At 42.3% G+C, this 24,750-nt stretch carries 19 protein-coding genes; 7 read left to right on the top strand and 12 right to left on the bottom strand.

The features are described from left to right. The first annotated feature begins 191 nt into the window (after positions 1-191). Positions 192-677 (top strand): cupin domain-containing protein, encoded by a 486-nt coding sequence (locus tag AC0VYA_RS04040; RefSeq protein ID WP_475490137.1) that lies wholly within the window; start codon positions 192-194, stop codon positions 675-677. Between the two features lie 463 nt (positions 678-1,140). Here the strand turns inward: AC0VYA_RS04040 and AC0VYA_RS04035 are convergent, their stop codons facing one another. Continuing rightward, on the bottom strand, positions 1,141-3,630 hold the full coding sequence (locus AC0VYA_RS04035; RefSeq protein ID WP_475490136.1) for a TonB-dependent receptor: 2,490 nt from the start codon (positions 3,628-3,630) through the stop codon (positions 1,141-1,143). Positions 3,631-4,393: 763 nt separating this feature from the next. Here AC0VYA_RS04035 and AC0VYA_RS04030 point away from each other — a divergent pair. The 3 genes from AC0VYA_RS04030 to AC0VYA_RS04020 all read left to right on the top strand — a co-directional run bounded on the left by AC0VYA_RS04030 (position 4,394) and on the right by AC0VYA_RS04020 (position 6,152). Beyond that, positions 4,394-5,107: an MFS transporter gene (locus AC0VYA_RS04030; RefSeq protein WP_475490135.1), complete on the top strand. Its 714-nt coding sequence runs from the start codon at positions 4,394-4,396 to the stop codon at positions 5,105-5,107. Between the two features lie 66 nt (positions 5,108-5,173). Next, a complete protein-coding gene (locus tag AC0VYA_RS04025; protein ID WP_475490134.1) occupies positions 5,174-5,512 on the top strand; it encodes a hypothetical protein in 339 nt (112 codons plus the stop codon). 433 nt (positions 5,513-5,945) lie between these two features. Further along, a complete protein-coding gene (locus AC0VYA_RS04020; protein ID WP_475490133.1) occupies positions 5,946-6,152 on the top strand; it encodes a hypothetical protein in 207 nt (68 codons plus the stop codon). Between the two features lie 538 nt (positions 6,153-6,690). On the opposite strand, the gene AC0VYA_RS04015 is transcribed toward AC0VYA_RS04020, so the two are convergent. The 3 genes from AC0VYA_RS04015 to AC0VYA_RS04005 all read right to left on the bottom strand — a co-directional run bounded on the left by AC0VYA_RS04015 (position 6,691) and on the right by AC0VYA_RS04005 (position 13,209). Then, positions 6,691-8,322, bottom strand: coding sequence for a carboxylesterase/lipase family protein (locus tag AC0VYA_RS04015; protein ID WP_475490132.1), 1,632 nt, complete (start codon positions 8,320-8,322; stop codon positions 6,691-6,693). A gap of 121 nt (positions 8,323-8,443) precedes the next feature. Continuing rightward, complete coding sequence (locus AC0VYA_RS04010; RefSeq protein WP_475490131.1) at positions 8,444-10,771, bottom strand: glycoside hydrolase family 3 C-terminal domain-containing protein; 2,328 nt, start codon at positions 10,769-10,771, stop codon at positions 8,444-8,446. 116 nt (positions 10,772-10,887) lie between these two features. Beyond that, positions 10,888-13,209 carry a TonB-dependent receptor gene (locus tag AC0VYA_RS04005; RefSeq protein ID WP_475490130.1) on the bottom strand — a complete coding sequence of 774 codons (2,322 nt, stop codon included), beginning with the start codon at positions 13,207-13,209 and terminating at the stop codon, positions 10,888-10,890. Positions 13,210-13,699: 490 nt separating this feature from the next. On the opposite strand from AC0VYA_RS04005, the gene AC0VYA_RS04000 reads away from it, so the two are divergent. After that, positions 13,700-14,701, top strand: a complete 1,002-nt coding sequence (locus AC0VYA_RS04000; protein WP_475490129.1) for a LacI family DNA-binding transcriptional regulator — start codon at positions 13,700-13,702, stop codon at positions 14,699-14,701. Positions 14,702-14,743: 42 nt separating this feature from the next. Here the strand turns inward: AC0VYA_RS04000 and AC0VYA_RS03995 are convergent, their stop codons facing one another. The 5 genes from AC0VYA_RS03995 to AC0VYA_RS03975 form a co-directional block, all read right to left on the bottom strand. After that, on the bottom strand, positions 14,744-16,039 hold the full coding sequence (locus AC0VYA_RS03995; RefSeq protein WP_475490128.1) for an MFS transporter: 1,296 nt from the start codon (positions 16,037-16,039) through the stop codon (positions 14,744-14,746). Between the two features lie 782 nt (positions 16,040-16,821). After that, the gene (locus AC0VYA_RS03990) at positions 16,822-17,208 is read right to left on the bottom strand and encodes a nuclear transport factor 2 family protein (RefSeq protein ID WP_475490127.1); all 387 of its coding nucleotides are present in this window, start codon (positions 17,206-17,208) and stop codon (positions 16,822-16,824) included. 190 nt (positions 17,209-17,398) lie between these two features. After that, positions 17,399-18,283: an MBL fold metallo-hydrolase gene (locus AC0VYA_RS03985; RefSeq protein ID WP_475490126.1), complete on the bottom strand. Its 885-nt coding sequence runs from the start codon at positions 18,281-18,283 to the stop codon at positions 17,399-17,401. Between the two features lie 125 nt (positions 18,284-18,408). After that, positions 18,409-19,002: a malonic semialdehyde reductase gene (locus AC0VYA_RS03980; RefSeq protein WP_475490125.1), complete on the bottom strand. Its 594-nt coding sequence runs from the start codon at positions 19,000-19,002 to the stop codon at positions 18,409-18,411. A gap of 50 nt (positions 19,003-19,052) precedes the next feature. After that, complete coding sequence (locus AC0VYA_RS03975) at positions 19,053-19,700, bottom strand: DsbA family protein (protein WP_475490124.1); 648 nt, start codon at positions 19,698-19,700, stop codon at positions 19,053-19,055. Between the two features lie 116 nt (positions 19,701-19,816). On the opposite strand from AC0VYA_RS03975, the gene AC0VYA_RS03970 reads away from it, so the two are divergent. Next, the gene (locus tag AC0VYA_RS03970) at positions 19,817-20,710 is read left to right on the top strand and encodes a LysR family transcriptional regulator (RefSeq protein ID WP_475490123.1); all 894 of its coding nucleotides are present in this window, start codon (positions 19,817-19,819) and stop codon (positions 20,708-20,710) included. Between the two features lie 606 nt (positions 20,711-21,316). Here AC0VYA_RS03970 and AC0VYA_RS03965 read toward each other — a convergent pair. Together AC0VYA_RS03965 and AC0VYA_RS03960 are read right to left on the bottom strand one after the other, a co-directional pair. Then, positions 21,317-22,120: a DODA-type extradiol aromatic ring-opening family dioxygenase gene (locus AC0VYA_RS03965; protein ID WP_475490122.1), complete on the bottom strand. Its 804-nt coding sequence runs from the start codon at positions 22,118-22,120 to the stop codon at positions 21,317-21,319. Beyond that, positions 22,104-22,469, bottom strand: a complete 366-nt coding sequence (locus tag AC0VYA_RS03960; RefSeq protein WP_475490121.1) for a DoxX family protein — start codon at positions 22,467-22,469, stop codon at positions 22,104-22,106. The genes AC0VYA_RS03965 and AC0VYA_RS03960 overlap by 17 nt, the downstream gene beginning before the upstream one ends. Positions 22,470-22,599: 130 nt before the next feature. On the opposite strand from AC0VYA_RS03960, the gene AC0VYA_RS03955 reads away from it, so the two are divergent. Continuing rightward, complete coding sequence (locus AC0VYA_RS03955; RefSeq protein WP_475490120.1) at positions 22,600-23,493, top strand: LysR family transcriptional regulator; 894 nt, start codon at positions 22,600-22,602, stop codon at positions 23,491-23,493. A 192-nt stretch (positions 23,494-23,685) separates the two neighbouring features. On the opposite strand, the gene AC0VYA_RS03950 is transcribed toward AC0VYA_RS03955, so the two are convergent. Then, positions 23,686-24,750 carry a Rieske 2Fe-2S domain-containing protein gene (locus AC0VYA_RS03950; RefSeq protein ID WP_475490119.1) on the bottom strand — a complete coding sequence of 355 codons (1,065 nt, stop codon included), beginning with the start codon at positions 24,748-24,750 and terminating at the stop codon, positions 23,686-23,688.

Genomic DNA, 24,750 nt, shown 5'->3' with positions numbered 1-24,750 from the left:
CATCAGTTATTACCTTAAGCCTATACGCTTTGAAATATTCACTGCTGCTTTGCAATATAACAAAATTGGAACAACAACAGAGACCCAAATAGCTCTGATTTATGGATACTTAACATCAATTTAAAAGAGCTTACTTTGAAGGTGACACTTCGTAGACTTAAGCTTATGCAAAATGAACGAGGATAAATAATATGGATAAGAAAACACGTAGAGTTGTCACAGGTCATGATGACAAAGGCCATGCTATTTTTTGTGATGATGAACAGCATGATGTAACTCTTATTCCATCTGGCGACGCGGCTATGCTTACCTTATGGACCACCGCTAATGTCCCTGCCGATTTAAATGATAAAATTGACGGTATGCACCGTGATGCGGGCACTACATTAAACGGAGGCTCGGTTATCAGAGTCTGCGATATCTTGCCTGGCCAAGCGTCCCCTATGCACCGTACTAACAGCATTGATTATGGCATCATCATGGATGGACAAATTGAGTTAGAACTGGATTGCGGAGCAACAAAATTGTTAGCCCGTGGTGATATTATTATTCAGCAAGGCACCATTCATCTTTGGCGCAACCCCAGTCAAACACAGACTTGCCGAATTATATTTATCCTGATAGAAGCTTCACCTTATCTACATCAAGGACTCCCTAAGACTGAGCTCAAACCCTAACCAAGTTTGATAACAGTATTATTAGAAAAGTAAGAATGGTTGAATCAGGAAAATAGGCAATGCAGCCTCCCTTCAAACACATATTTAGTATATAAATAAGCCCCGATTATCGGGGCTTATTACTAACAAGTATAAAATGTAAAGACCAATTCTAGCGCTTAAAATTCCTAACTAACAGTTACTCCAACAGTAGGAGGAGCTTCATAGGCTGAACCCGATGCATTACCTGAACCAAATAGGTACGAAGAAGCAATGGCTTCAACCGATATGTTGCGAACAAAAGTATTTACTGTCCAGTCACCTTCGTTAAAACATTTAGGTAAGAGGTGTGCCAATAGTGACGTCATTATCGGCACATCCGCTGGAACATAGTCAAATATAAGTTCTCGCTTGCCACGGTAACGGGCGTGCATTTTAACAATAAGCACATAGCCATCTACTTCAACTCGCTTGTGCCTCTGTCCTAATAAAAGTCAGCTTTTAAACGAATTCCAAAGGTACGAGGTGGATTGTGAATAGCGTACGTTAGCCCTCGGTTGTTGACATTAGAGTTAGCCACAAATATCTCATCGGTCACATTGCGAACAAACACAGATATAGCCCAGTTAATATCGCCTGAGGTAGACATAAGCGTGGCATCTAGGTCTAGCGTTGTATAAGACTTTGCTTTTGTCGCATCGACAAACAAGAAATTAGTTTCTTGCTCAGAACGGTGAGACGCCTGTGCAGTCAAGGACAAATTATATTCGTCAAACTCAATATGATGGTTTATTGCCATTCCGGCACCGAAATCAGGAGAATACAATAAGCTTTCTCCAGAACAATCGTAGTTTTCGATTGCACCTGTTACACCTGTTGATGCACATCCAAACCGACCTTGTCCAGGGTCCGATACCAACGTCAGCGAATCGTAGGTCGAATCTAGGAATTGCGCATTGCCACTTATCGTCGTGTTTTGGCCAACAGCCCAAATCATATCTACATCTAAACCTTGTATGGTTGAGTCACCATTAGCAATCGGAAACGACGATGCGCTATCTAATGTAGTGAAATAAGTAACTTGCTGCCCATCATACTTCCAGTGAAACGCTTCTAAGTTAAGTTGAAGGGTGTTGTCTAGAAACCGATTTTTCGAACCTACGGTAAATGCATCAATATACTCTGGGTCATAGGTAGGCGATACAGCAGATAAATCTACACCACCTGCGCGATAACCCGTTTCAAAAGTTGCGTACAATAAATTGTCTTCGGCCACGTCGTACTCAAGGCCAATTCGGTATGTTGTTTCGCTGTAATCTAAGTCTGCCTCTATGAATCCCTCACCCACATTTACCATTGTGCCTATTTGAGGAGTGATACCTCCTGGAATTGTTAAGTTATATGATGGAGGAGGCCCCATGCCGGGTATTGTCGCAACTGAGTCTGGTGCAATTAATCCTTCATTGACAAAGTACGCTATGAACTCATCCCGATCAGAAATGATAGGGTGAGCTGGCATAGCACCAGAGGCACACCCGTTACCAAAACTTGCTGGCGGTGTTAGGAAGTTACCGCTAGACGGCGCACCACCACAGAAGGTAACAAACGTATCACTAATACCCTCAACGTACTTTTTATCTTCCGTGTAACGCAAACCTAGATTTATACGAAACGTTTCCGATATGTCATATGTTCCCTGACCAAATATAGCCCATGAGTCGCCACCATTTTCATAGTTTTGGATGGGCGAGGCATAGTTCTGCGCGAACACACCACTGGTTTGAATTTCTTCGTCAAAATAGAATGCGCCTAAAATACCATTAAAGGGACCTTCGAAATCAGTTGTAAAGCGGGTCTCTATACTCGTTTGCTCGTTTTCCTCACTCGTTTTAGCGGGTGCAAAGCCAGGACCAATATATGTGTACTCTTGGTCCGATTTTCTGTACGCGGGGATCACACTTAATGTACCTAATTCAGTCGTGTAATTTAATTCAACCATTAAGCCTGAAAATGAAAGATCCTGACCTAAGTCGTCAATATTTAACGGTTTGTATGGTGCAAACGATGGTGTGTGCAGCACACCCGTTCGAATGTCGTTAGCTTCATCTGAGGTAGGGCCAGAATAAAGAGCAATCCCTGAAGGAGTAAAATCAGTTAGACTGCCAGAGTCATTGCTAAACGTACCTATCAGGTCACCGCCTTGGCCTATCCCTGAATTTTCAGAATAATCTGCGGCAAAACGAATGTTAAAATCATCAGAAGGTTCATAGTAAACTTGAGCTCGAACAGCAAACGTATCGGCATCGTTAGTGCCATCGTCAGAGTAACCATCGCGTTGTAACGAGTTAATTGATAATCTGAGCGCTGCATCATCGCCAATCGGTGCATTGTAAGCGCCTTGGAAACCTAATCTTGAATAATTGCCTGCTTCAACTTGAGCGTAACCTGAGGTTTCACGTAACTGAGGCTTTACAGGGATGTAATTAACAACACCGCCCGTCGCGTTACGTCCATATAGGGTACCTTGAGGCCCTTTTAGAATCTCAACCCGTTCCAAATCGAAAAGCGCTTGTCCCGCAGCACCACTAGAACGCCCTAGATAAACCCCGTCGACGTTCTGCGCAACGGCGGCATCTGTTAAAGGGTTGACTGTCAACGCCCCTACCCCACGTACAAAAATACTTGTCAGTGGGCCACCACCAGGACTTATCCCTAATGAAGGAGAAAGCCTGCCTAGGTCTTGTCCAGAATCAAGACCTTGACGAGTCAGTGAATCCTGATTAACCGCTAACATTGGTACAGCCGCGTCCTGTAACGACTCAGATTTGCGTTGAGCCGTGACCATAATTGTTTCAATGGCAGCGCTTTTGTCAGCCTCTACTTCTTGGTTTGCAGTCTCTTGAGCTGCAGCTTGAAGTGATAGTGCTGAAAATGCCAGAAGCGGAAAATATAACGATAGTTTTTTTAGTTTCATGTGACGTCCCCAATAATTATTGCTGTGCCAAACTCGTATATGTAGTGTTCGATGCTATAAAACAGCCTGATGTTAAAATTTAATAGCAAACATGGTATTTATTTAACGCTTTTGTTTCATATGATTAACATAGGGCAAATGTAGGAATTGATAAAATCGAATATTTTGATATTAACTATCTATGTAGGCGATACCACTATCCCTTAGTCGAAGTGGCATTTTGCTCAATCAGGCAATGTGTATGGCTGTCGTAAGCTCTACTATGACTTAGAAGATATTGGAGAAAATTTCGGCATCAATGGTGTTCGCAAACTGAAGAAGTAAAAAGAGGCAATAGCCCAAGTCGTCTCTCGAAAGCGCATTATCTTAGGCATGGACAAGCAAGTGATGGCAGTTGTGAGATACAGTGATTATTAGCTAAGACATACATTTAAGTCAGGAGCGCTACTGCTTCCTATAATAGTTGATTATCGTATTATCCGATTTGAGGTAATTAATCAAAATTAACTGACTGATGGATTAGTTTTGCAGTGCTTACAAAGGCGTATTTGTAAGTCGGTAACAATAGCGTTCCTAGATACATTGGATCAGCTTAATCCATTTCTCACATACAAGTTAATTATAGTGTTTGACTTAGCTATTTAGTGGCATTGATACCTATTAAATATAAATAATTGAATAACAACACCCGGACACTACAGCTCCTAGCGCTGGCCAAACTGCACGAACAAAACATGGCATCATTCTAATACTAGCGGCAGTCATGCCTGCCATGGCTATCATCTCACTGGTGCCAGTATTACCACTATTATTGCAAGAATTTGCGAGTGTGAAGGGTTATGAATTTCTTGTACCTATCGCGATGACTATCCCTGCCCTTTGTGTTGCGTTATTTTCGCCGTTAGCGGGTTGGATTTCAGATAAAGCGGGACGAAAATCGGTGCTATTCTATGCGCTGTTGATCTATGCTTTTATTGGACTTCTCCCCTACTTCTTAACCGACCTAATGCACATTATCGCCGCTCGCGTAGTGCTTGGCATTGCCGAAGCGGCCATTATGACCGTGGCAACAGCTCTCATCGCAGATTATTTTAAAGGAAAGGCCCGTGAACGCTGGGTAGCCATTCAAATTGCTAGTGTCAGTTTAAGTGCCATTGTATTAATAGCGATTGGTGGACTGCTAGGTGAATTTTTAGGTTCGCGAGGCCCTTTCTTACTATATTTGATCGCCTTACCCATTGCACTATTTGTGTGGGTTATCCTATTTGAACCACAACGCCATAGACACCATGTCGATACCTTAGCGCCGAGCATGCCTTGGTTACGCATTGTACCATTGTTACTCACTACCCTATTTGTAGGCATTATCTTTTATACTGTAATCGTTAAGCTTGGTGAGATTTTAGCCTTAACCAGTACAGTGCCCCCCGCGATCATTGGTGGCATAGGTGCGGGTGCCAATATTGGCGTTGCCTAAGGCTCTTTAGTATTTAGGAGATTTAAAGGTGCTTCTGGCCCCACATTAATTAGCATTGGCCTATTATTGGCTGCCATTGGTTTTTGTGGATCAGCGCTATCAGGTGCCTTGGCCCTATCCAGTATTTTAGTGATCGTCGCTTGTTTAGCGTTTGGCATGTTATTACCCACTGTGTTGACATGGGTACTTAAAGAGTTACCTGAAAATGTACGTGGCTGTGGCACAGGCCTTTGGATAGGCTGTTTCTTTTTAGGTCAATTTGCGGCTCCAATAGTAGTCACTGCTTTACAAAGTCAAATGGGAGACCTTAGTAATGTCTTAATGCTAATTGCCGCACTATCGCTTCTCGGCGTTATTATTGCCGTGCTAAAAAAGAAGGGCGCAGAAGGTTTGATAAGTCATTAACTAAAAGACTAAGACCGACTTTTTCAACACAGCTTTGTCCCAACACAAAGCTTATTGGTTACCAAAATTACCGCGGTATCAGCGCAAAAAGGAGACATTTTGCGCTTGATATCAAAAAAATTAAAATTCTAACAACTATTTTTTGAAATTCTAAAATAAACTTTGTTAATTAAATCGATGTTTTTTTTAAAATGTATGACATTAGAGTCAGTCCCTGTGAGACCTTAACAGACAAGCTGTAATTAAATTACAAAACAACAGACACAAGTTGAAACCAAAAACCTGTAACAAACCAGCAACAGAACAAGCCCAAAAGCCCATAATTGTTAGACTTTTAACAATTTCAATAGAAGCATAGCAGGTTGAAATCACTAGAAAAACTCATACTATATGTTGTAATTAAATTACAATATAACATAAGGAGAGTTTAATTATGAAAGATGTTGCTAAACTAGAGACCGAGTACATGCGTGAAAAAATTAATTTTATATGGAAGGCAGGTCTTTCAGCCCAGTTCTTTAGCCCTTATTTATTTGAAGCAATTAAAGACGCGAATGAAATAAACGATGCTAAAAAACTAAGTACTAGCTGGAAAGAACTAAAAGTGAAGCTAAAAACACTTATACCCAAGCAATTTTGATTAGGCTGCACTATGGCATATTCACATACACCTGCGCCTCAAAATGCCTATTAAACACATGCAGCAAATTGAGGCGAACAAGTTCCTTTATATAGTCACACTGACCTAAACAAACAATTAAATTGCTTAAGCCCCCACATAACCTTTTAATGATCCTTCTGACATGATTAGCGCCTGTATCCATATGAATATCAATCATTTTCTGCTCATTAAATCACTGCATATTTTTAAACTGCGCCTCAATCACTTCCTTATCTGCAACGAAAGTAAAGCGGGTTTACTCAGCTACTTTAATTTAGTTTCCTCTATTTTTGTGGTCGGATTAGCCTAAACCGTACAAAAGTAATGACAGCTTTCAGATGATTCAAGGGTTATGCAATGCACAAAGCCTCCTCTGCTGGGATCATCTACTGCAGCTGTCCAAAATTTTAAATGGGATGGGAAAAATTCAAATTATTTCCCGCTTTTAAAGCTTGGTTAGTCATAAAGTTCGGCTAATAAGAAACACCTGACCGCCACGACGGCCAGGTATTATTCTTTACTCGGCTAATGATGTTATTTGCTCCAAACGGATAGCGAGAGGGTCGACTTTTACAACAGCGCCCATCGCATTAAACTCAATCACTTTTTCATTGTTAGGGTTAAATTTAAGCCATGCTTCTTGTCCTTCTATTGACGGATTACCCACCTTCGCAAAATTCACCCAAGCCTTGTGCATGTCTTCGGAAACCTGTTTGTCAGACTGACTAAAAGAATCAGAGTAACGCGCCTCACCCGTGGCAAAAACAAAGGGTATTTCACTGGCGTGATACGCGCCGTCGACCTTACCTTCTAAACTGGTAGGTACGTAGGTGAAGCGATAAAACCACGTGGCTTGACCCACTTTACTGGTTTGGCGTGCTAAAAAGCGCGCAGGCTCCACAAATCTGCGATCCCCAAAAATCATAGAACCTAAAAAGGCCATATTAACTTGTCCGTTTTGCTCAGGAACAAAGGGCTGGTACGCCGCTAAAAATTCATTTGGATCAGAGGCTTGCGCCAACGCGCCTTTAGCAATCATCTGTGCGCCATTCGGATTGTAGTCTTTCAAAAACCCCCATTCGAAGTCGTTACTGCCAACAAAGTAGGGAATTTTCATTTGATGACCGGCTGTAAAACCACTTTCGTCATCTTCAAGCACCACCTTACCGTCGACCATCGGCCCGCTATAAGTGGGCACATTCATCGAGGCCATATTTAAACCACTTAAGACTTTTTCCACTGGTAAAGCACGCAGCTCAGCCATGGCTTGTTGGCTTTCACTGTCTATTCCGACACTCGTGGCAAAGGCTACACCAATTTGCTCGGCAGAAGGTTTAGCCCCTTTACCCTCTTTGTCCAAATACACCACTGAACCATTCGACTCACTGCGACCGCCGCCAGACTGCACAATGGCTTTATGAAACAATCCTTTCGCCTGTGGCGACAGCATCATCACATTAACCGAACGTCCACCTGCCGATTCACCAAACAAAGTCACGTTGTTGGCGTCACCACCAAAATTAGCGATATTATTTTTCACCCATTCAAGAGCGGCAATTTGATCCATAAAACCATAATTACCTGTGGGTCCATCAGGGTTTTCTGCACTAAGTGCAGGATGGGCAAAAAAACCAAATCGTCCAAGGCGATAATTCAAACTGACAAAGACCACACCAGATTCTGCAAAAGCTTGTCCGTTATACACAGAGGGTGATGCCCCGCCATTAACAAAACCACCACCGTGCAGCCATACCATAACGGGCAATTTGTCTTGGTCACTGGTGTTTGGCGTCCATACATTTAAATACAAACAGTCTTCACTGACCGGTTCACCCAGTGGCGCCGCATCACCTGGAAAAGGAATTTGCATGCAGTCATTACTGAAATGGCGCGTATCTTTGATGCCTTGCCACGGCTTAACCTTTTGCGGAGGCTGCCAACGTAGCTCGCCCACCGGCGCTTGGGCGTATGGAATACCTAAATAGCCTCTTACTGACTGAGTAGCCCCTTGCAGTAATGTACCTTTTACTAAACCGGCTTCAGTGTTCACAAGTAGTGGGTCAACGCTGGCTTCTTTAGCCTCACAGGCTAATAAGCCGAGGCTCAAGCAAAGTAAGATGATGAAACGAGTCGAACGAATTTGTTGCATAGTGGTTCTCCTAGACAAGCGCCATTAGTGACTAATGGCCTATCTGTAGAATGATAAATGCAGATCGGTGTAGCAACCAATCTGCATGTTGTTTTATTAATACTGCTTAAAACCAAGCGCATTACGGTTTGATAGCGAGGTCTTTTGGTAGGCTAAAGCGGGCGCTTTGCAGAATCTCCCGTGAAGACGTACCGGCTTTAAGCTCGTATTCACCGCTTTGTGCCAGCCACATATTATGCTCTTGATCGAATGAGCTCAGATCTCGTGCACTGAGTTCAAAGGTAAGTACTTCGGACTCACCTGGTTGTAACAGTGTGGTTTTAGCAAAAGAGCGAAGTTCACTTTCAGGTTTGACTAAGTTAGTTTGTGGCGCTGAAACGTAGACTTGCACCACTTCTTTACCTGCCACCTTACCGCTATTTTTAACCGTGATTTGAGCCACAATTTTATCGCTAAATACCTGACTACTTAAAGAAATGGCAGAATACGTAAAGTCGGTATACGACAAACCAAAACCAAAGGGATAAGCCACCTCAACGTTTTGGGTATTGAAATAGCGATAACCAAGCATGATGCCATCGTCATAAGTCACCTTAGCTGGCACGGTTTGCATCATGCCTTCTGGCTTTGCCTTAGGGTCAAGCACGGTACCGGGAAACTCTTTCGCGGCGGGATAATCAGGTAAATCGAGTGGCCAAGTATCCGGCAATTTTCCTGATGGATTGGTGTGGCCCAGTAACAGATCAACAATGGCATTGCCCGCTTCTTGACCGGGTTGGTAGGCCAATAAAATGGCATCGGCTTTGTCTTGCCAACTGGCCATTTCAATTACGCCACCTACATTCAAAATTACCACCACAGGCTTGCCCTGTTGACGAAATGCACCGGACACCATGTCGAGCATGGCGCGCTCTTGCTCGGTTAAATAAAAATCACTTTGCTGGCGATCAACAAACTCACCTGAACTACGACCAATGGTCACAAGGGCTGCAGAATATTTTTGTGCCGATGCGTGCAACAATTCCTTTTTTAAGCCGAATTCCACTAAGGCTGGTTTTGGCATAAAGGCTGCGAGAGGGTTATTCGACACAGGACGTTTAGCGTCTTCTGTTTTTATATGGGCTTTGTAGGCCGAAGCGAGTCCGGTTTCAAACTCAATTCCCGCTTCTTTTAAGCCGTCTTCTAACGTAACCACATAAGCTTCATTAACATCACCACTGCCAGTACCACCGATGAGCACATCAAACGAATGGTTACCAAACAAGGCCAATGACTGTTTATCGCGTAATGGCAAGGTTTGAGCATTATTTTTTAATAGCACCATGCCTTCTTCAGCAACCGTTTTAGACAGTTGGCCGTGTTTGGTTAAATCAGGCTTGTTACTGTAGGCATAATGGCTAAATGCGGGGCTAGCCTGCACCAGTTGCAGGATGTTTTTTACATTGCGATCAAGTTTTGCTTCATCCAATCTACCGCTTTTAATGGCACCGATGATCATCCCTTCTTGATAGTCCATGCCCGGCATGAGCAAGTCGTTGCCCGCTGCCATTTGCTCGGCTGCATCTTTGCCGCCAAACCAGTCAGTCATGACCACGCCATTAAACCCCCATTGGCCACGCAAGACCTTAGTCAGTAAATAGGCGCTCTCAGAGGTGTATTCACCATTTACTTTGTTGTACGAGGACATGACTGTCCACGGTTGACTTTCTTTGACCGCGATTTCAAAACCCCGTAAATAAATTTCACGCAGTGCACGCTCATCAAGTTGTACGTCAATAGTGTTGCGGTTCCACTCATGGTTATTGGCTACAAAATGCTTAAGCGATGTGCCCACCCCTTGTGACTGTACGCCGCGCACCATGGCAGCCGCCATTTTACCGCTGAGTAAAGGATCTTCTGAATAATACTCAAAGTTTCGACCGCCTAAAGCAAAGCGATGAATATTCAGCGCAGGGGCTAGCAGGACATCTACCCCATACTCTTTTGATTCTGCACCAATAGCCTGCCCCACTTGTTCAACAAGAGACAGGTCCCAGCTTGAACTTAATAAATTAGCGATAGGAAACGCGGTAGCATAATAGGTATTATCTTTGTCATCATCACGAGTAGGTGCAATACGCAATCCCGCTGGGCCATCAGCCAATACAATAGAGGGAATGCCTAAACGCGGAATAGCGTAAGTGGTACCTGCTGCTCCTGGCACCTTATCTTTAGTTTGACCAACTGTTGGGCCGCTGTCGCCCATGTTCATGCCGGTACCGCGAACCAGTTTGACTTTTTCTTCCAAACTCAAGGCTTGAATCACTTCATCTAATGAGGCCTGTCCTAACTTCGGTGTGGTAGTCGCCGAGGCAGGTAACACGGACATGGAACTTGCCACAAACAACGAGAGCCATATTGCTCGAAAAGCAATTGATTTGGGTTTATTGGCTTTTATTTTTCTTATCATATTGAGTTACTCACCCTGAATAAATTTTATAGACACTATCTTATGTTACGACGATTGATTCATCATTAACGCAAAAAGCTCGCCTGACATAGGCGAGCAATTTTTAAATACTTTACTTAGAACTCTAAGCCGAAACGAACCCCTGCAGTGCGCGGGTCAGAGAAGGTAAGAGTACCGTCAACTAAGCCCGGAAAAGCGGGGCCAAAAGAAGCGTTTGAGATGGTTAGTTCATCTTCAATGTTTTTCACATAGGCTTGTACATACCAATCACGCTCTGGCGCACGGTAGGTTAACGCCACATCGGTTTTATGGAATGAGGGTTGCACAAATTGCGAAACAGAACTGGTAGATAAAATAGAATATTCATCACTCCAGCGACTTGAAATATCAAACTCGATGTCCGCGCCATTTCCCAGCTCAAAAATATGTTGATAACTGACGATGGCGGTATATTCCGGTGAGCGGTTTAATTTTTCGCCCTTTAGATTAACCGTGTCGTTAAGCTGGTAATCGGTATATTCGGCATTCAGCCACGTTAAGGCCACATTAAGTTTGTCGTAGGCGGTAATGTAATAACGCGACTCCAGTTCAATGCCGTCCACCTCTGCTTTACCGGCGTTACTAGTGACTTGACAAGACCCACCACAGATTTCAGACACATTGCTTAACTGTAAGTCTTGGTAATCATAGTGAAACACGTTAATAAAGGTTCGTAAGCCATTATCCAAGTCTAATTTTAGACCCAGCTCGTAGGCGGTTAAGGTTTCTGGATCATAATAAACCGCTTCCTCGGGTAAGGGACTATTACAATCTTGCATACCTTCAATACAACCATCGTTAAAACCACCCGCTTTGTAGCCAGTAGATATCAAGCCGTATAATAAAATATCGTCATTAATATCGTAGTCTAGGCCCAATTTCCAGGTGAGCTCATTGTAATCAACTTCGGCATTGTTTAACGAATCTGGAATCGGATTGGTCACTGGGTCATAGGTAAAATTCAACTCTTCTTCAAGCGTCACGTGATTGACTACTGCACCGACTCGAGACTTCTCGTCTTGGGTGTAGCGAGCGCCCGCAGTTAAACTAAGTTTGTCACTTAAATCAAAGCTGCCTTGGCCAAATATGGCAACAGAATCCGATTTGGTTGGGTCTTGAGGAAAACCAAATATATACCCGTCTTGGCCTTCTTCACCTTGATAAATTAAAAACTTAACCGCTGATTCTTCTGAAAACGAATAAATACCACCTTGCAAGTTCATGGAATCAGTCACATAGGTAAAACGAAGTTCATTTGAACTTTGCTCGTAGTCACCATGAAACAATTGTGGATTACTGATATCGATGATACCAAAAGGCAATACTACACTGCCTAAGTAGCCTGTTACGTTATCCTCTCTGCGCGTAAACTCACGGTATGAGCCAAGATAGGTCATAGTAAGCTGGCTATTGATTGTCCAATTTAACTCAGCCATGGCGCCCCATGTTGAATTATCGTTGGTACGTTGCATCGTATCCTGCCAACCCACAGTTCGTAACTCATCAGAACTTTTTTGGTCTGCGATATAAGTTGGATTTACGCCCTTGCCACTTTCTGGCGGAAAGGTATTGAGCACATCGTAAAAGTTTGAAAGTTTAACATCACTGCGCGCACTGCCCTCAATCGAAGAGTAATCACCTCTAACGAGTAGCGATACATCATCACTTAGTTCAAAGAAGCCGCTAAGACGGGCTGACATATTATCTTTACCGGGATCAATATCATAGGTAGATTCGGGGTGTTTATTTAAATAGGTATCTCGTCTGTCTACATTGATTGCTGCGCGAATAGCAGCTTTATCGGAAATAGGCGCATTTAACATGGCGGTCGCTTGGCGGCGGCCATAATCACCAAGGGTGGCATCAAAAGAGCCGTACATTTCATCAATTGTAGGTTTAGCAGAGATGACGTTAATCAAACCGGCTGTGGCGTTTCGACCATACAAGGTGCCTTGTGGACCTCGTAGTATTTCGACTTGGTCTAAATCAAAAAACGACACTTCTTGTGCTTGAGGTCTGGCGATGTAAACGCCGTCTTGTAAAAACGCTGCGGAAGGATCACCTTTTTCAGTGTTGTCCGTACTCGACACACCACGAATAGTAATTTGTAAACCACTTGAGCCTGCCCGATCTATTGAAATATTCGGCGCTTGGTCTTGTAAATTGGTTGGATCTGTAATGCCTGAATCAGCTAAGGCTTTGGCAGACAAGGCCGTAACCGCTGCAGACGTACTTGCTAAATCGGTACCTGTACGAGTTGATGAAACGACAATCACTTCTAAATTTTTAGGTGTTTCAGATTGTGGTTCTTGCGCGTAAGCCGATGGAGTAGCAGCCATAAAAGAGGCACAAGCGCTTGCGATAAGGGTGCTTAAAAGTGTTTTTTTAGGGTGATTCATAAACCTTTCCAATAGTTATTCTTTCACAAAATAATCAGTTGTTCCATTGGCTCAACCCTGAAGTTTTCACTTCGAACCAATCAACAGCTGACAATCATTTTTATCGATTACCCAAGTCATCATCGTACAGTGACTTCAAATCCGAGTAGTGTTGCATTTTCTCGTCTGTTCTAAAGCAGCAAAGAGAAAAAAATGTAATTGATTACATTTTTTATTTCAAATTTATTAACACTTAAAAATCACATCGATTACACTGAATTAACAATAAATGAATAATAAAAATCTTCACTAAAATGCAAATTACCGTTAATTAACAAAAACTTATATAAGTTAGAAACACTTAAAAATGTAACTGATGTTCAACTATGCTAAATTTAGATACAACATATTGGGAGAGCTGATGCTGTAAATATGTAATTGATTACAAATTTACATTAAGCCTCGGTAATGGGTATAATGCTGCGGTAGAATTATTGAAATGATGTAAATTATGGCCAATATAAAAGAGGTGGCGTCACTAGCGGGCGTGTCGGTAGCAACAGTATCGCGGTATTTTAGCGCGCCCGAAAAAGTATCTAAAAAGAACACGGACAAAGTCATCAAAGCCATCGAACAACTTAATTACAAACCTAACTTATTAGCTCGTAACTTTACCCAATCACGCTCGTATTCCATCTTGGTAATGGCACCTCTAGCTAACCCTTTTTTGCTGGATGTTATTCAAGGTATTCAAGAAATTGCGCGCATAAAAGGCTATACCGTGTTGTTAGTAGACCCTCTTGAAGCGCCAGACGATGAAAATAAATACTACAGCATGTTAGAAACACGGCTTGTTGAAGGCATCATAGATTTTAAAGTACGAAAGCGTTTAAACAAAAAACATGGAACACGCATCGATAATATTGTGACCCTTTGTGATTATGTTGAAAATAATCCCTCACCAGTGGTTACAGTTGACGATGTTAAAGCTGCCGAAAAGCTAGTTGACTACTTAGTATCCTTAGGTCATCGTCATATTGGCTGCTTAACCGGTTTAGATTTTATCCATGCCACTCATCACCGTAAATTGGGTTATCAAAACGCTTTACAAAAGGCTGGCTTACCACTATCAAACAAACTGGTAATTAATGGGGACTTCTCAGTGACAAGTGGTCTTAATGCCGCCAAAGAATATGCCGATATGCAGCCCCGCCCAACGGCTATTTTTTGCATGAATGACAAAATGGCCATTGGTATTATCCAAGGCTTAAAAGCCGAAGGATTGAGAGTACCTGAAGATATTTCCGTAGTGGGTTTTGACGATATAGAGTTTGCTAAATATTGCGATCCGCCCTTAACCACTATTCGTCAGCCCGCCAAAGAACTTGGCTCTAGTTCGATGAAATTATTGTGTAATTTAATAGAAGGTAAATTTGATCCAGAAACAGTATTACGCCCTTACTTTTTGCCCACCGATTTAATTGTGAGGGGCAGTACTTGTGCAGTGAAATAGCAGCCAGCACCTAAATATATTCACAATATTGTTGCAATATGGTCACGCCCTACCACGCAATCCAGAAATACAAGTGGCTGCAATGACAAAGCCCAAAGACATGTAAAAAGCGAGAGAAATAGTGCTCATCAGAGCTTGGTTGTTTTGCACCGAAAAAGTTTGATCGCCTAGACAATAATGCACCATCAAATTCACCATACTCATACCAAATAAATTACCAATAGTGCGAGATAGGTTCATTGAAGAAGATGCCACACCTAATTCATTTTTAGGTACAGATCCCATAATCGCGTTATTGTTGGGTGTCGAAAACAAACCAAAACCAATCCCTAATATTAATAAAGAGCCGCTAATGTAGGCCGTGCTTGAGTCTACTGACAATTGCGACAAGATTAAAAAGCCAAAAGCCACAATCACGCATCCCATAGTGGCGATTAAACGAGGTTGTATTCTGTCCGAAAACTTACCTGCTAAGGGTGCCATGATTGCCATTGACACGGCTTGCAACAGTATAATTTGCCCAGCATGTGCAGGGTTAAAGCCTTTGATATATTGCAAATACAGACTTAACAGAAAGGCTAATGAAAAATTACTAGCATACATTAAGAATGAAGTGGATAAAGACATACTAAAAACACGACTTTCCAGAAACATTTGTACCCGGATCAATGGCCTACGACTCTTACTCTGATGGACAATAAATAGGCCTAAACAAAAAATCGATAGTGCTAACAAGAGTATACCGATTAAATCAGGTAGGTAACTCAAGCCAAATACCAAACACACAGCAAAAAGTGAGAAAAGAGCCGTGCCCCACCAGTCAAATCGTGTTTTTTGCTCACTTTTCCATTCGCCATGTAAAAACAGCTTAATTGCTAGCAACAAACACAGAACTAAGGGTACTTGCGAATAAAATACCGCACGCCATCCCCAAATTTCGGTTAACCAGCCTCCTATCGCTGGCGCTATACTCATGCCAATGTATACACAAGCTGCAGAGATCCCTAAGGCGACACCCCGTTTTCTATTGGAGGTAACCGAGGTAAGAATGGCCACACCCACGCCAAATATCATTGCCCCGGCTGCGCCTTGCACAAATCGCCAAAACAGCACCCATTCGATGGAGCTTGCCACCGCGCACATAAACGACGCTACAGCATTTAAGCCTAAGCCAAATGCGTAAACACGTTTTCTACCATAGTTGTCGGCAATTTTGCCACAAGGCAACATAAACATAACGCTACTAAGTAGATATAAAGTAGGCATCCAACCCACCATTTTTGCACTGGCATGTAAATCTTGGGCAAGATCTGGAATAGCGATATTTACTGCAGCCATGCCCATAGGACCTATAAAAGATCCACAGCAAACAATAATAAGTGCAATAGTTGTGATGGGGAGTTTAAACAAAAAAGTAAATCCTTAAGTTTGTAAACTGAAGACTAACAAATCATACGTTAACTTATGTGCTCATGCCGGTATTCATGGCTAACAAATACCTTTAATGACAGCACTAAGTCTTTGTAAAACGAGTTTCATTTGATTTTTAAATAATTGCAAAAGCAAAGCTAAAACATTTCCGCCACAAAAAGCTGAGATTCGCCGCTTGAATAACAAACCAGAGTATATTTTTTGGGCAAGTTAGTACTACGTAGCTAGGTTATTCCGGCTTGCTAACTCCGAACGTCACAGTAACCAAGCATTTAATAACAATTTTCCAATGCTCGGGCTCGCAACTTTCATCACGTTTAAATACCAATTCGCCTTACGCATTATACTCAATCACAGCGCATCGAACGGCTCTCAGTTCATTCATTAACGACTCATTCCAGGTAAATACACAATTATAAAACGCTAGCACTTAGCATAAGTAAAATGGGCTTATCTGACTAATCTGTAATTTGAATACCTTAAATCGTTGGAACTAATAGGCAGCGAACACTTGGTTGAACAAAATTTATATTAAAGGGCCAGATCACGTTTTATTGCCCGAAATTGCCACAAAAACCACAGCCTGATTTAGCTTAGTGCGAATCCCCGTCCTACACTTAATTCAATCCAATCTCAGGAAATCGAATATAGCGTTGTTACGGATATTCACTTTGACCCCGCAGTTCTTTTTACATGGCATCGTTCACGGCTTTGCTATCAACAAATTGTTCAAAACTGACTATCTTGCCATCTTTAAGTTGCCAAAGGTGTGCGACTCTGGCCTTGAAATGTTTGCCACTGGTTTTATAAGTGCCGCTGTAGGTGCCGTAGGCAAAAACCTTGTCGCCAGCAGCAACATAGTCTTCAACAGCAAAATTGTAACCAATCCATTCACTGCCTAAACGAGCAAAAACATGTTTTTCAATCTGCTCAAAGCCCTGGTAGGTTCCGGCATAAGGAAAGCCTGCCGCTTCGGTCCACAGTGTTTCACTTGTCATGTAACGCTGGAGATTTTTACCGTTTTCTTCTGAGGTTTTGCCCTCATAAGTACTTTTTACAATATCAAGATTAGTCATGGTTTGAGTCTCCCTATATGAAGGTTTTTGACTGTTTGAAGTCGTTGCTTGGCTTGTACATGCTTGAAGCATTATCAGCACTATTAAAGTACTTATTACTTGTCTCATGGCTTAACTCCTGAATTGAGATATCGCAGAGACGTTTCGCACTGTTGCCGTTTGAAACGTCTCAACTAAAACGTAAGTGTGGCTACTGCCCCCACTTCATCTCGCCCATGATGACTTTGGCACTTAATGCTAAAATGCTGTCGCCGCCAATATTTGGGTAGCTTGCTTTCATTGTGGCAATCAATTCACTTGAATTGCTTGAGGCTTTGGCCGCCGCTTCAAAGTTTTGGATGTACTGACGGGTAAAATTAACCGCTTGAATCGTTAAGGGTTTGTTGCCCACTATATGCCCTGGGATCACAGTTGTAGGATGCAGCTGTTCGATAACATCGAGGGTTTTATACCAAAGATGACGTGATTCAGGCGTTTGTGTGTCAGCTAAAAATACATGCATATTGCCAAATACCACTACGCCACCCAGCATCGTTTTGCTAGAAGGGAGCCACACAAAGGTATGTTTTGGATCATGGCCATCAAGCCCGACAATTTTAACCTTCTCACCATCAACCATAAGGGTGTCGCCTTTAAGTACTTCAGGCACAACCAACTCTTGCGGTGCATTTTCTTTTAGAATTGGTCCCCAGTAGGTTTTTTTAGGTACCATTGACGCAATAATATATTCTTGGGTTTTAGCGGATGAGACTACATTGGCATGAGGATACGCTGCAGTGATCACATCTAGCCCAAAATAATAATCAGGATCGCCATGACTAATGTAAATAGTAATGAGTTTTTTGCCTGATTTTTTAATCAACTCAACAACCGATTGGGCGTCATTACGCTGAAATTGTGCGTCAACTAAGATGGCTTCTGTTGGCCCAGTGATTAATACCGAGCTTACTGGAAATAGGCTTTTTTCTTGTGGATTAAACACAGAGGTTTCTAGTGTTGCACTGGTAGCGCTGGCGGATAAGGCGAGCATGGAGAACATTGTACCTGCCTGAACTAATTTGGATAAAAATGTCATGGTAGTTCCTAAACTGTCGCTAATGTAGCGAGTGAATAAATAGTGGTTAAATAAGGGGCTTAGTGTTTTTGCTTGAGCAAAACACGCCATTGGGCATCTTGCCAATGGCTGTTTAGTATTAATATTTAAAGAATATTGACGACGTCTGCAAATGCTAGACGTGGGCCTCTAGGATAGTTTTTCGACGCATCGCCGTAGCCGATATTAATGATGAAGTTAGACTTGTAGCGACCGTCAGGGAAGAAGGTTTCATCCACGACCTTGTTGTTGAAACCGCTCATTGGGCCGCAATCTAAACCAAGGCTGCGAGCTGCCATGATGAAGTAAGCGCCTTGCAAACTTGAGTTTCTAAACGCGGTGGTATCACGCAATGTTTCATTGCTGGCAAACATGTCTTTGGCTGTCGGATTAGCAGGAAATTGCACCGGCAAGTTATTATAAAACTGCGAGTCAGAAGCAATGATCACGCTGGCAGGCGCCGCCATACTTTTTTGCTGATTACCCGGTGCTAAGGCTTTGTTTAACTTTGCTTTTGCGTCGGCACTTTTTACCACCACGTAATAACCTGGTTGGCAGTTCATGGATGTTGGTCCCCACTTCATTAACTCATAAAGTTCTTTAATTAAGTCATCAGATACGGGCTTATCTAAAAAAGCGTTAAATGTGCGTGCTTCGGTAAACAGTTGAGCTTGTGTTTTGTTGTCTAATTTACTGGTCATATAATTCTCCATTTTGTGATGTTAAATAGGCTTGTTAATGGCTAAAAATCTCAATCTATTGTCTTCAATACACGCGCTACATAAGCTATCCACTGCTTAGGCTGGCCGTAAAAACTACTGTGATCCAGTTTGGTAAAGGCACCATCAGCATGTTCAAACGCCAGAGTTGGAAATCCGTTACCACCGACTAAATGCAGCATATTTCGCGAATTGTTGATGTGCTGGGCCGTTTTTGCTCCATTAAATAGCGTGAAGGCATTTAAGAAGGCGGCGGAGTCGACAGCCAGCTCGCTGACGATGGCTGTAAGGTTCGAAATATCTGACTGGGAACGGCCTTCGACAAATTGTGTTATTTGCATCTGGTGCAACATCAACACAGGATCAACACCTAGAGATTGAGCCGCTAATAGCGCCGCAATCGGAGTATCAGAATCCACAACACGTTGTTTGTCCTCTAATACCTGAGAGTAATAAGTTGGACTAAACACTTGCCCTGTTAAGCCAGTGATCTTTTTGTCCATGGTGATTATTTGCTGATGAAAATCCGCTGATAATTGCCGTTTATTGGCACCCGAAAATAATCCGCCGCCATGTGGCTTAATGTCTACAGCAGTTAACTCAGTGAGTGCATCAATCAGCGGTGCCGCGGCGTAACACCAGCCGCACTGGGGATCCATAATGTAATGTAAGGTTTTCAATGTCATTTCCTGTGGTAACTGTGAGTTCATGAGTTAAGTCTAAATTGCAAATATGTTGCAATAAACCCCGTGACAGGCAATAGTTAGTTGCATATATCGAACATATAGAAGATGAAATGGACAGGATCACCGCAGCACAAGTGTTTGTCAGCATTGTTGAACAAGGCAGTATGGTTGGGGCCGCACAATCACTGGATATGTCACGCTCCATGGTCACAAGGTACTTAAGTGAAATGGAAAGCTGGGCTGCCGCGCAGTTATTACACCGCTCAACACGTAAACTCACCCTTACCGCAGCGGGTGAAAAAGCCTATGTTAATTGTCGTTCTATATTGGATGTTGCTAAAGAATTATCTACACCATTAGAGCAAGACCAAGTGGCACAGCCACAAGGTAGAATTCGTATCGCGTGCTCGCAATTTGTGGCGGCCGACTTATTACCAAGCTTTATCGACGGTTTTTTAGATGACTACCCCAAAGTGCATATTGATGTGCATATTAGTAATCAGCTTACCAACTTAGTTGAAAATAGAATTGACCTAGCGCTACGTATTACCAATGAATTAGACCCCAATATTATTGCCCGTCCTCTTGGGCGCTGTCGTTCAGTGCTGTGCGCGACCGAAGGTTATTTAAAGCAGCATGGTTATCCCGTATACCCCGATGACTTGGTTAAACATAACTGCTTAATTTACTCGAATTTTGGTAAGAGCTTGTGGCATTTTACCAAAGACGAGCAAGCTGTGGTTGCGGCAGTCAGTGGTAACTACAGCGCAAATGAATCCATGTTATTGCTGCAATCCGTACTTAAAGGTCGTGGTATCTCCTTGCAGCCCAAACATGCAGTTCAAGCATTGATCAATGATAAAAAACTGGTTCACATATTACCCAATTACGAACCCGCCACCCTTGGTATTTACGCCATCTATCGATCCCGAAAACACCAGTCACTGGCCATACGCAAACTACTAGAGCGTTTAATTAGCTATTTTGAAATAACGGAAACTTAGTGTGATAAGTAATAGATAACGCAGTGTGACGCCACTAGTTATTGAACGAGATAGAACTTTGTTGCGAAAGAGTGGTCCCCCCATTACGCACGACGTCTAGATTTTTTGTCTTTTACATCAAGGTTAAGTAAACACCTAAACATTAAGCCGACCCTATTAGTACACTAGTGACGACGTGAACAGGTTGGTTTGAGCTCATCTGAGGAATTGTAATTATAGGGGTTAGTGGACATGGATTTTCTGTGAAAAAAATCAACAAAGGGTCAAACCGAAGCACTACTCTTATTCTCGCTATTTACCTATACGCTAACGGACATTTAGCCATGATTAAGTACAAGTTTAGCTGCTGAAGTATCACAGCGTAGTTTTACCAGAACAGGACTAATTTAAAGGTGTGACGCATAGTCTGTGGTTTTATAAGTGGCTTTAGTCAAACTATTTAAACCTACAATTTTATTTTTCCTCAGGCTCTGACCCCAATATTGCAATATTGTTAGTTTCTTGAGTGATAAGCCCACTCGCACCTAAAATTGCAACTTTAATTATTGCTGCAGTTCACATGACTTATTTCCTAAAATAACGTAATTAAAATGATGGGTGAGTCAACTAATGCCACAAAAAACCGGAAATTCTTCGGTTAAATAACAATCCTGAAAATACTTTTTCAGCTAAGCGGTGTTGTCTACTTACTGCTCCCCAACACACATGTAATGGCAGTAAATGTTCTTCACGTCGGTGGTTATTTCGCGCAGCCGGTGCGGCCTCCCAATTTATCAGTTGCTGTGTAACTTCTTGCGAGGTGCTGTTTACCAAAGTATGACTAAGCCAGTCGTCAAATTGTTGATTGTCCTTCTCACTTCCTTGGGAGTAATGAAAAGACATACCAGAACCTATGATTAACACCCCCTGCTCTCGCAACGGAGCAAGAGCTTGCCCCAAGGCGATATGCTGGGCGGGATCAAATGACTGTAACAATGACACTTGAACCACGGGCATATCTGCCTTTGCATACATCAACATTAATGGCACAAAGGTCCCATGATCAAATCCACGCAAAGGATCTAATCGGCATTCAATACCTTGCTGGCTTACAAGTGTCGCTATTTTTTCTGCAAGATCGGGATTACCGGCAGCAGGATACTGGTACTCATAACTTTCTGCAGGAAATCCACCATAGTCATAAATCATATGGGGTTGAGAACCTGAGGATATCGAGGCTATCTCGCTTTCCCAATGCGCACTTATCATTACTATGGCTGTTGGCTTAGGCAGTGTCTTGGGCAGTTCTTTTAAAAAGTAAATTAGTTCTTTATGTCCAGGATCCCCCAACAGTGGCATAGGTCCGCCACCATGAGGAATGTAAATAACTGGCATTAAGTCTTTACCCATAGAATTAGTCCGCACTGACATGAGATTGACCTCTGCGTTTAACAAAAATATTAATAAGTATTAGCGCTAATACCAAGGCTGGAACGGCATTAGAAGCTGTGTCATAAACCACATGAAAATACATAGCGCCAAGCATAATGCTAAATAAACCTGCACTGGCATATATACTAGTTCGGCGTAACCATAAACCTACAGCACCCGCTAATTCAGCAGCGCCAATAAAATAACCAAACCAAGCTGGTAAGCCCATGGCCGCAAAGGACATATGCATTTGCTCTACGCCCGCTAGTTTTGCTAAGCCTGCAGCGGCAAACGCCGCACTCGCCAAACCTAAACTGATCCACAATACTATTTTCTTTGTTTTGTTCATGATTGACTCCGAATAAGATTTACAACTGGGTGTTATTAAGTTGCATAGAGTTTATTGGAGTAACATAATAAAAAATATTGAATCTATTTTAACAATTAGTAAATTTTTAATTTATATCTTTAGGGTTACTATGAAGCTTGATCAACTGACTATGTTTAAATCTGTAGCTGAGTTAGGCTCCTTGCGCCAAGCCAGTGAGAGCCTTTATAAAACCCAGCCCGCCATAAGCCAAGGCATAAAACAATTAGAAAGTATCTTGAACGTTACCTTGTTTAACCGTTCGGGTTATCGGTTGATATTAACCGCTGAAGGCCAAGTGTTATATCAGCATGCCTTGCGGGTATTAGATGAGGCTAATGCTTTACGTGATATGGCACGGCATATTAACTCAGGCAACGAAACCAGCATTACTTTGGCAACTGAGGCATCCTACGACTTAAAAGGTATTATTCCCTTACTCGCCAAGGCCCAAAATCAATTTCCTGATACCCAAATCGTACTAAAACAAGAGTATTTGACGGGCGCCTTAGAGGCTTTACGTCAACAAAAAGCCACCTTTTGTTTATCGCCGATTAATCCAGAGTTTCTGCAAAATAGTCAAGTTGAGATGCATGCTTTAAACACAGGACGATTAGCCAATGTGGCATCGCCGCAATTAATCGCCCGTCATCCCGAGCTAAGCACTAGCACTGAATTAATCAATGAATATCAAATTGTGGTGCAAGATTCAGGCAAAGGTTCACTTAATAAAAACTGGGGCGTGCAAGATGGGCAAAGATGTTGGTACGTCAATGACTTCGCTACTAAAAAAATGCTGATTGAAAGCGGCATGGGTTGGGGTAAGTTACCCTATCACCAAATACAAAAAAGCCTCGAAAGTGGCACACTACTAGAACTATTATTAAGAGACGTCGAAAACACTGTGACATTTGACTACTACATCATCAAAAATAAAAAACAGTTATTAGGCCCCGTTGCACAAACCTTATGGGAGCAGTTTAAAGCTTATACTTTCAATACCTAAGATTGAAAAAGTGACTAGATGCTTGTGTTTGCAAACCTGCACTTATGCACATGCTTACATAACTTATTATCAGCCATTTTTATATAGAAAGCTTAGATAGTCTTGGCTTAAGTCTCAAAGTGGCTTCGCACATCTAGGCTATCCGCTAAAATGTGCGAAGTAGGTCGTGGTTATTTTTACGTATCCAATTGCTTAAGATGAAGTTTCGCATAAGCTTTTTATAATTTTTCTAGCATGATTTGCGCCCGTATCAACATGGATATCAATCATCGGCTGGCCTTTAAAATGTTGCATAGACTTATGTTGAGCTTCGATGACAACTTTATCTTCATTAAAGGTAAATCGCGTTTGCTCCACCACTTTTTGTTTGATGTTTTCAATATCAGTTTTAGGATTAGTTGCTATTGTCCAAAAGTAGTGGCTTGTTTCGTCTGTTTCTGGGGTAATACAATGCAAACCTCGCATATGAAAACCTCCACGGTTTGGAGCAGTTACTTGTTCGCTATTCGCATCTATACCACCGGTCCATATTCTTAAATGTGACGGACAAAACTCGATTTCTTGCCAGCGGTCAATTTTTCCCTTAAACGGATAAGCAGCAATATAAGTAGGAGGTGGTGTTGAATTTGGCATATAACGTTTAACGGTGACGGTTTCACCTTCGGTTTCAACCAACATTTCAGCGTTCATATGTGTTTTAGCATCTCCTCCTATGGTTTTAAGGTGGACATACCCTAAATGACTTAAATCAAGTAAGTTATCGTGGATTAATTGATAAGGTGCTTCATAATGAAACATTCCACCGTCATACACATAATCTGGATGTGCATGATAAGCGTAGCTAGGTGGCGCCTTATCTGGGGTAGAACCCTGCTCTGAACCAAACCACATCCAAACAAGATCATCTTGTTCTATTACCAAATAAGGCTCTACTTTAGCCTTTCTTGGTACCTTTTGTTGACCTGGCACTTCAAGACATTTCCCTTGACCATCAAACAAAAGTCCATGATATCCGCAGCGAAGTCCGCCCTCTTCAATTGTCCCCATCGACAAAGGCAATTGACGATGACAACAACGATCCTGAAGAGCGTTTACTTGACCATCCAAAGTACGATATAGAACAATAGGATGGTTTAACAAAGTGCGGGCAATTGGTTTGTCTGTTAACTCTTTACTTAATGCCGCGAGATACCACCTATCTAAAGGAAAAGGCGAATTAGTCTTTGTTGCTGCTAGTGTATCGGTGCAAGTCGTCAT

It is taken from the genome of Paraglaciecola sp. QJM3NY_14 (genome assembly GCF_056173245.1).
The sequence above is the reverse complement of the archived record's forward strand: the minus strand, read 5'-3'. Positions and strand labels throughout refer to the sequence as shown.

What these genes read in the sequence shown, in the direction of transcription:
- AC0VYA_RS04040 (WP_475490137.1), top strand. Translation starts at nt 192, where the DNA reads ATGGATAAGAAAACACGTAGAGTTGTCACAGGTCATGATGACAAAGGC.
- AC0VYA_RS03955 (WP_475490120.1), top strand. Translation starts at nt 22,600, where the DNA reads ATGAAGCTTGATCAACTGACTATGTTTAAATCTGTAGCTGAGTTAGGC.
- AC0VYA_RS03985 (WP_475490126.1), bottom strand. Translation starts at nt 18,283, where the DNA reads ATGACATTTTTATCCAAATTAGTTCAGGCAGGTACAATGTTCTCCATG.
- AC0VYA_RS04020 (WP_475490133.1), top strand. Translation starts at nt 5,946, where the DNA reads ATGAAAGATGTTGCTAAACTAGAGACCGAGTACATGCGTGAAAAAATT.
- AC0VYA_RS04010 (WP_475490131.1), bottom strand. Translation starts at nt 10,771, where the DNA reads ATGATAAGAAAAATAAAAGCCAATAAACCCAAATCAATTGCTTTTCGA.
- AC0VYA_RS04030 (WP_475490135.1), top strand. Translation starts at nt 4,394, where the DNA reads ATGCCTGCCATGGCTATCATCTCACTGGTGCCAGTATTACCACTATTA.
- AC0VYA_RS03995 (WP_475490128.1), bottom strand. Translation starts at nt 16,039, where the DNA reads ATGGCTGCAGTAAATATCGCTATTCCAGATCTTGCCCAAGATTTACAT.
- AC0VYA_RS03970 (WP_475490123.1), top strand. Translation starts at nt 19,817, where the DNA reads ATGGACAGGATCACCGCAGCACAAGTGTTTGTCAGCATTGTTGAACAA.
- AC0VYA_RS03990 (WP_475490127.1), bottom strand. Translation starts at nt 17,208, where the DNA reads ATGACTAATCTTGATATTGTAAAAAGTACTTATGAGGGCAAAACCTCA.
- AC0VYA_RS04005 (WP_475490130.1), bottom strand. Translation starts at nt 13,209, where the DNA reads ATGAATCACCCTAAAAAAACACTTTTAAGCACCCTTATCGCAAGCGCT.
- AC0VYA_RS03960 (WP_475490121.1), bottom strand. Translation starts at nt 22,469, where the DNA reads ATGAACAAAACAAAGAAAATAGTATTGTGGATCAGTTTAGGTTTGGCG.
- AC0VYA_RS04035 (WP_475490136.1), bottom strand. Translation starts at nt 3,630, where the DNA reads ATGAAACTAAAAAAACTATCGTTATATTTTCCGCTTCTGGCATTTTCA.
- AC0VYA_RS04000 (WP_475490129.1), top strand. Translation starts at nt 13,700, where the DNA reads ATGGCCAATATAAAAGAGGTGGCGTCACTAGCGGGCGTGTCGGTAGCA.
- AC0VYA_RS04015 (WP_475490132.1), bottom strand. Translation starts at nt 8,322, where the DNA reads ATGCAACAAATTCGTTCGACTCGTTTCATCATCTTACTTTGCTTGAGC.
- AC0VYA_RS03980 (WP_475490125.1), bottom strand. Translation starts at nt 19,002, where the DNA reads ATGACCAGTAAATTAGACAACAAAACACAAGCTCAACTGTTTACCGAA.
- AC0VYA_RS03965 (WP_475490122.1), bottom strand. Translation starts at nt 22,120, where the DNA reads ATGTCAGTGCGGACTAATTCTATGGGTAAAGACTTAATGCCAGTTATT.
- AC0VYA_RS03950 (WP_475490119.1), bottom strand. Translation starts at nt 24,750, where the DNA reads ATGACGACTTGCACCGATACACTAGCAGCAACAAAGACTAATTCGCCT.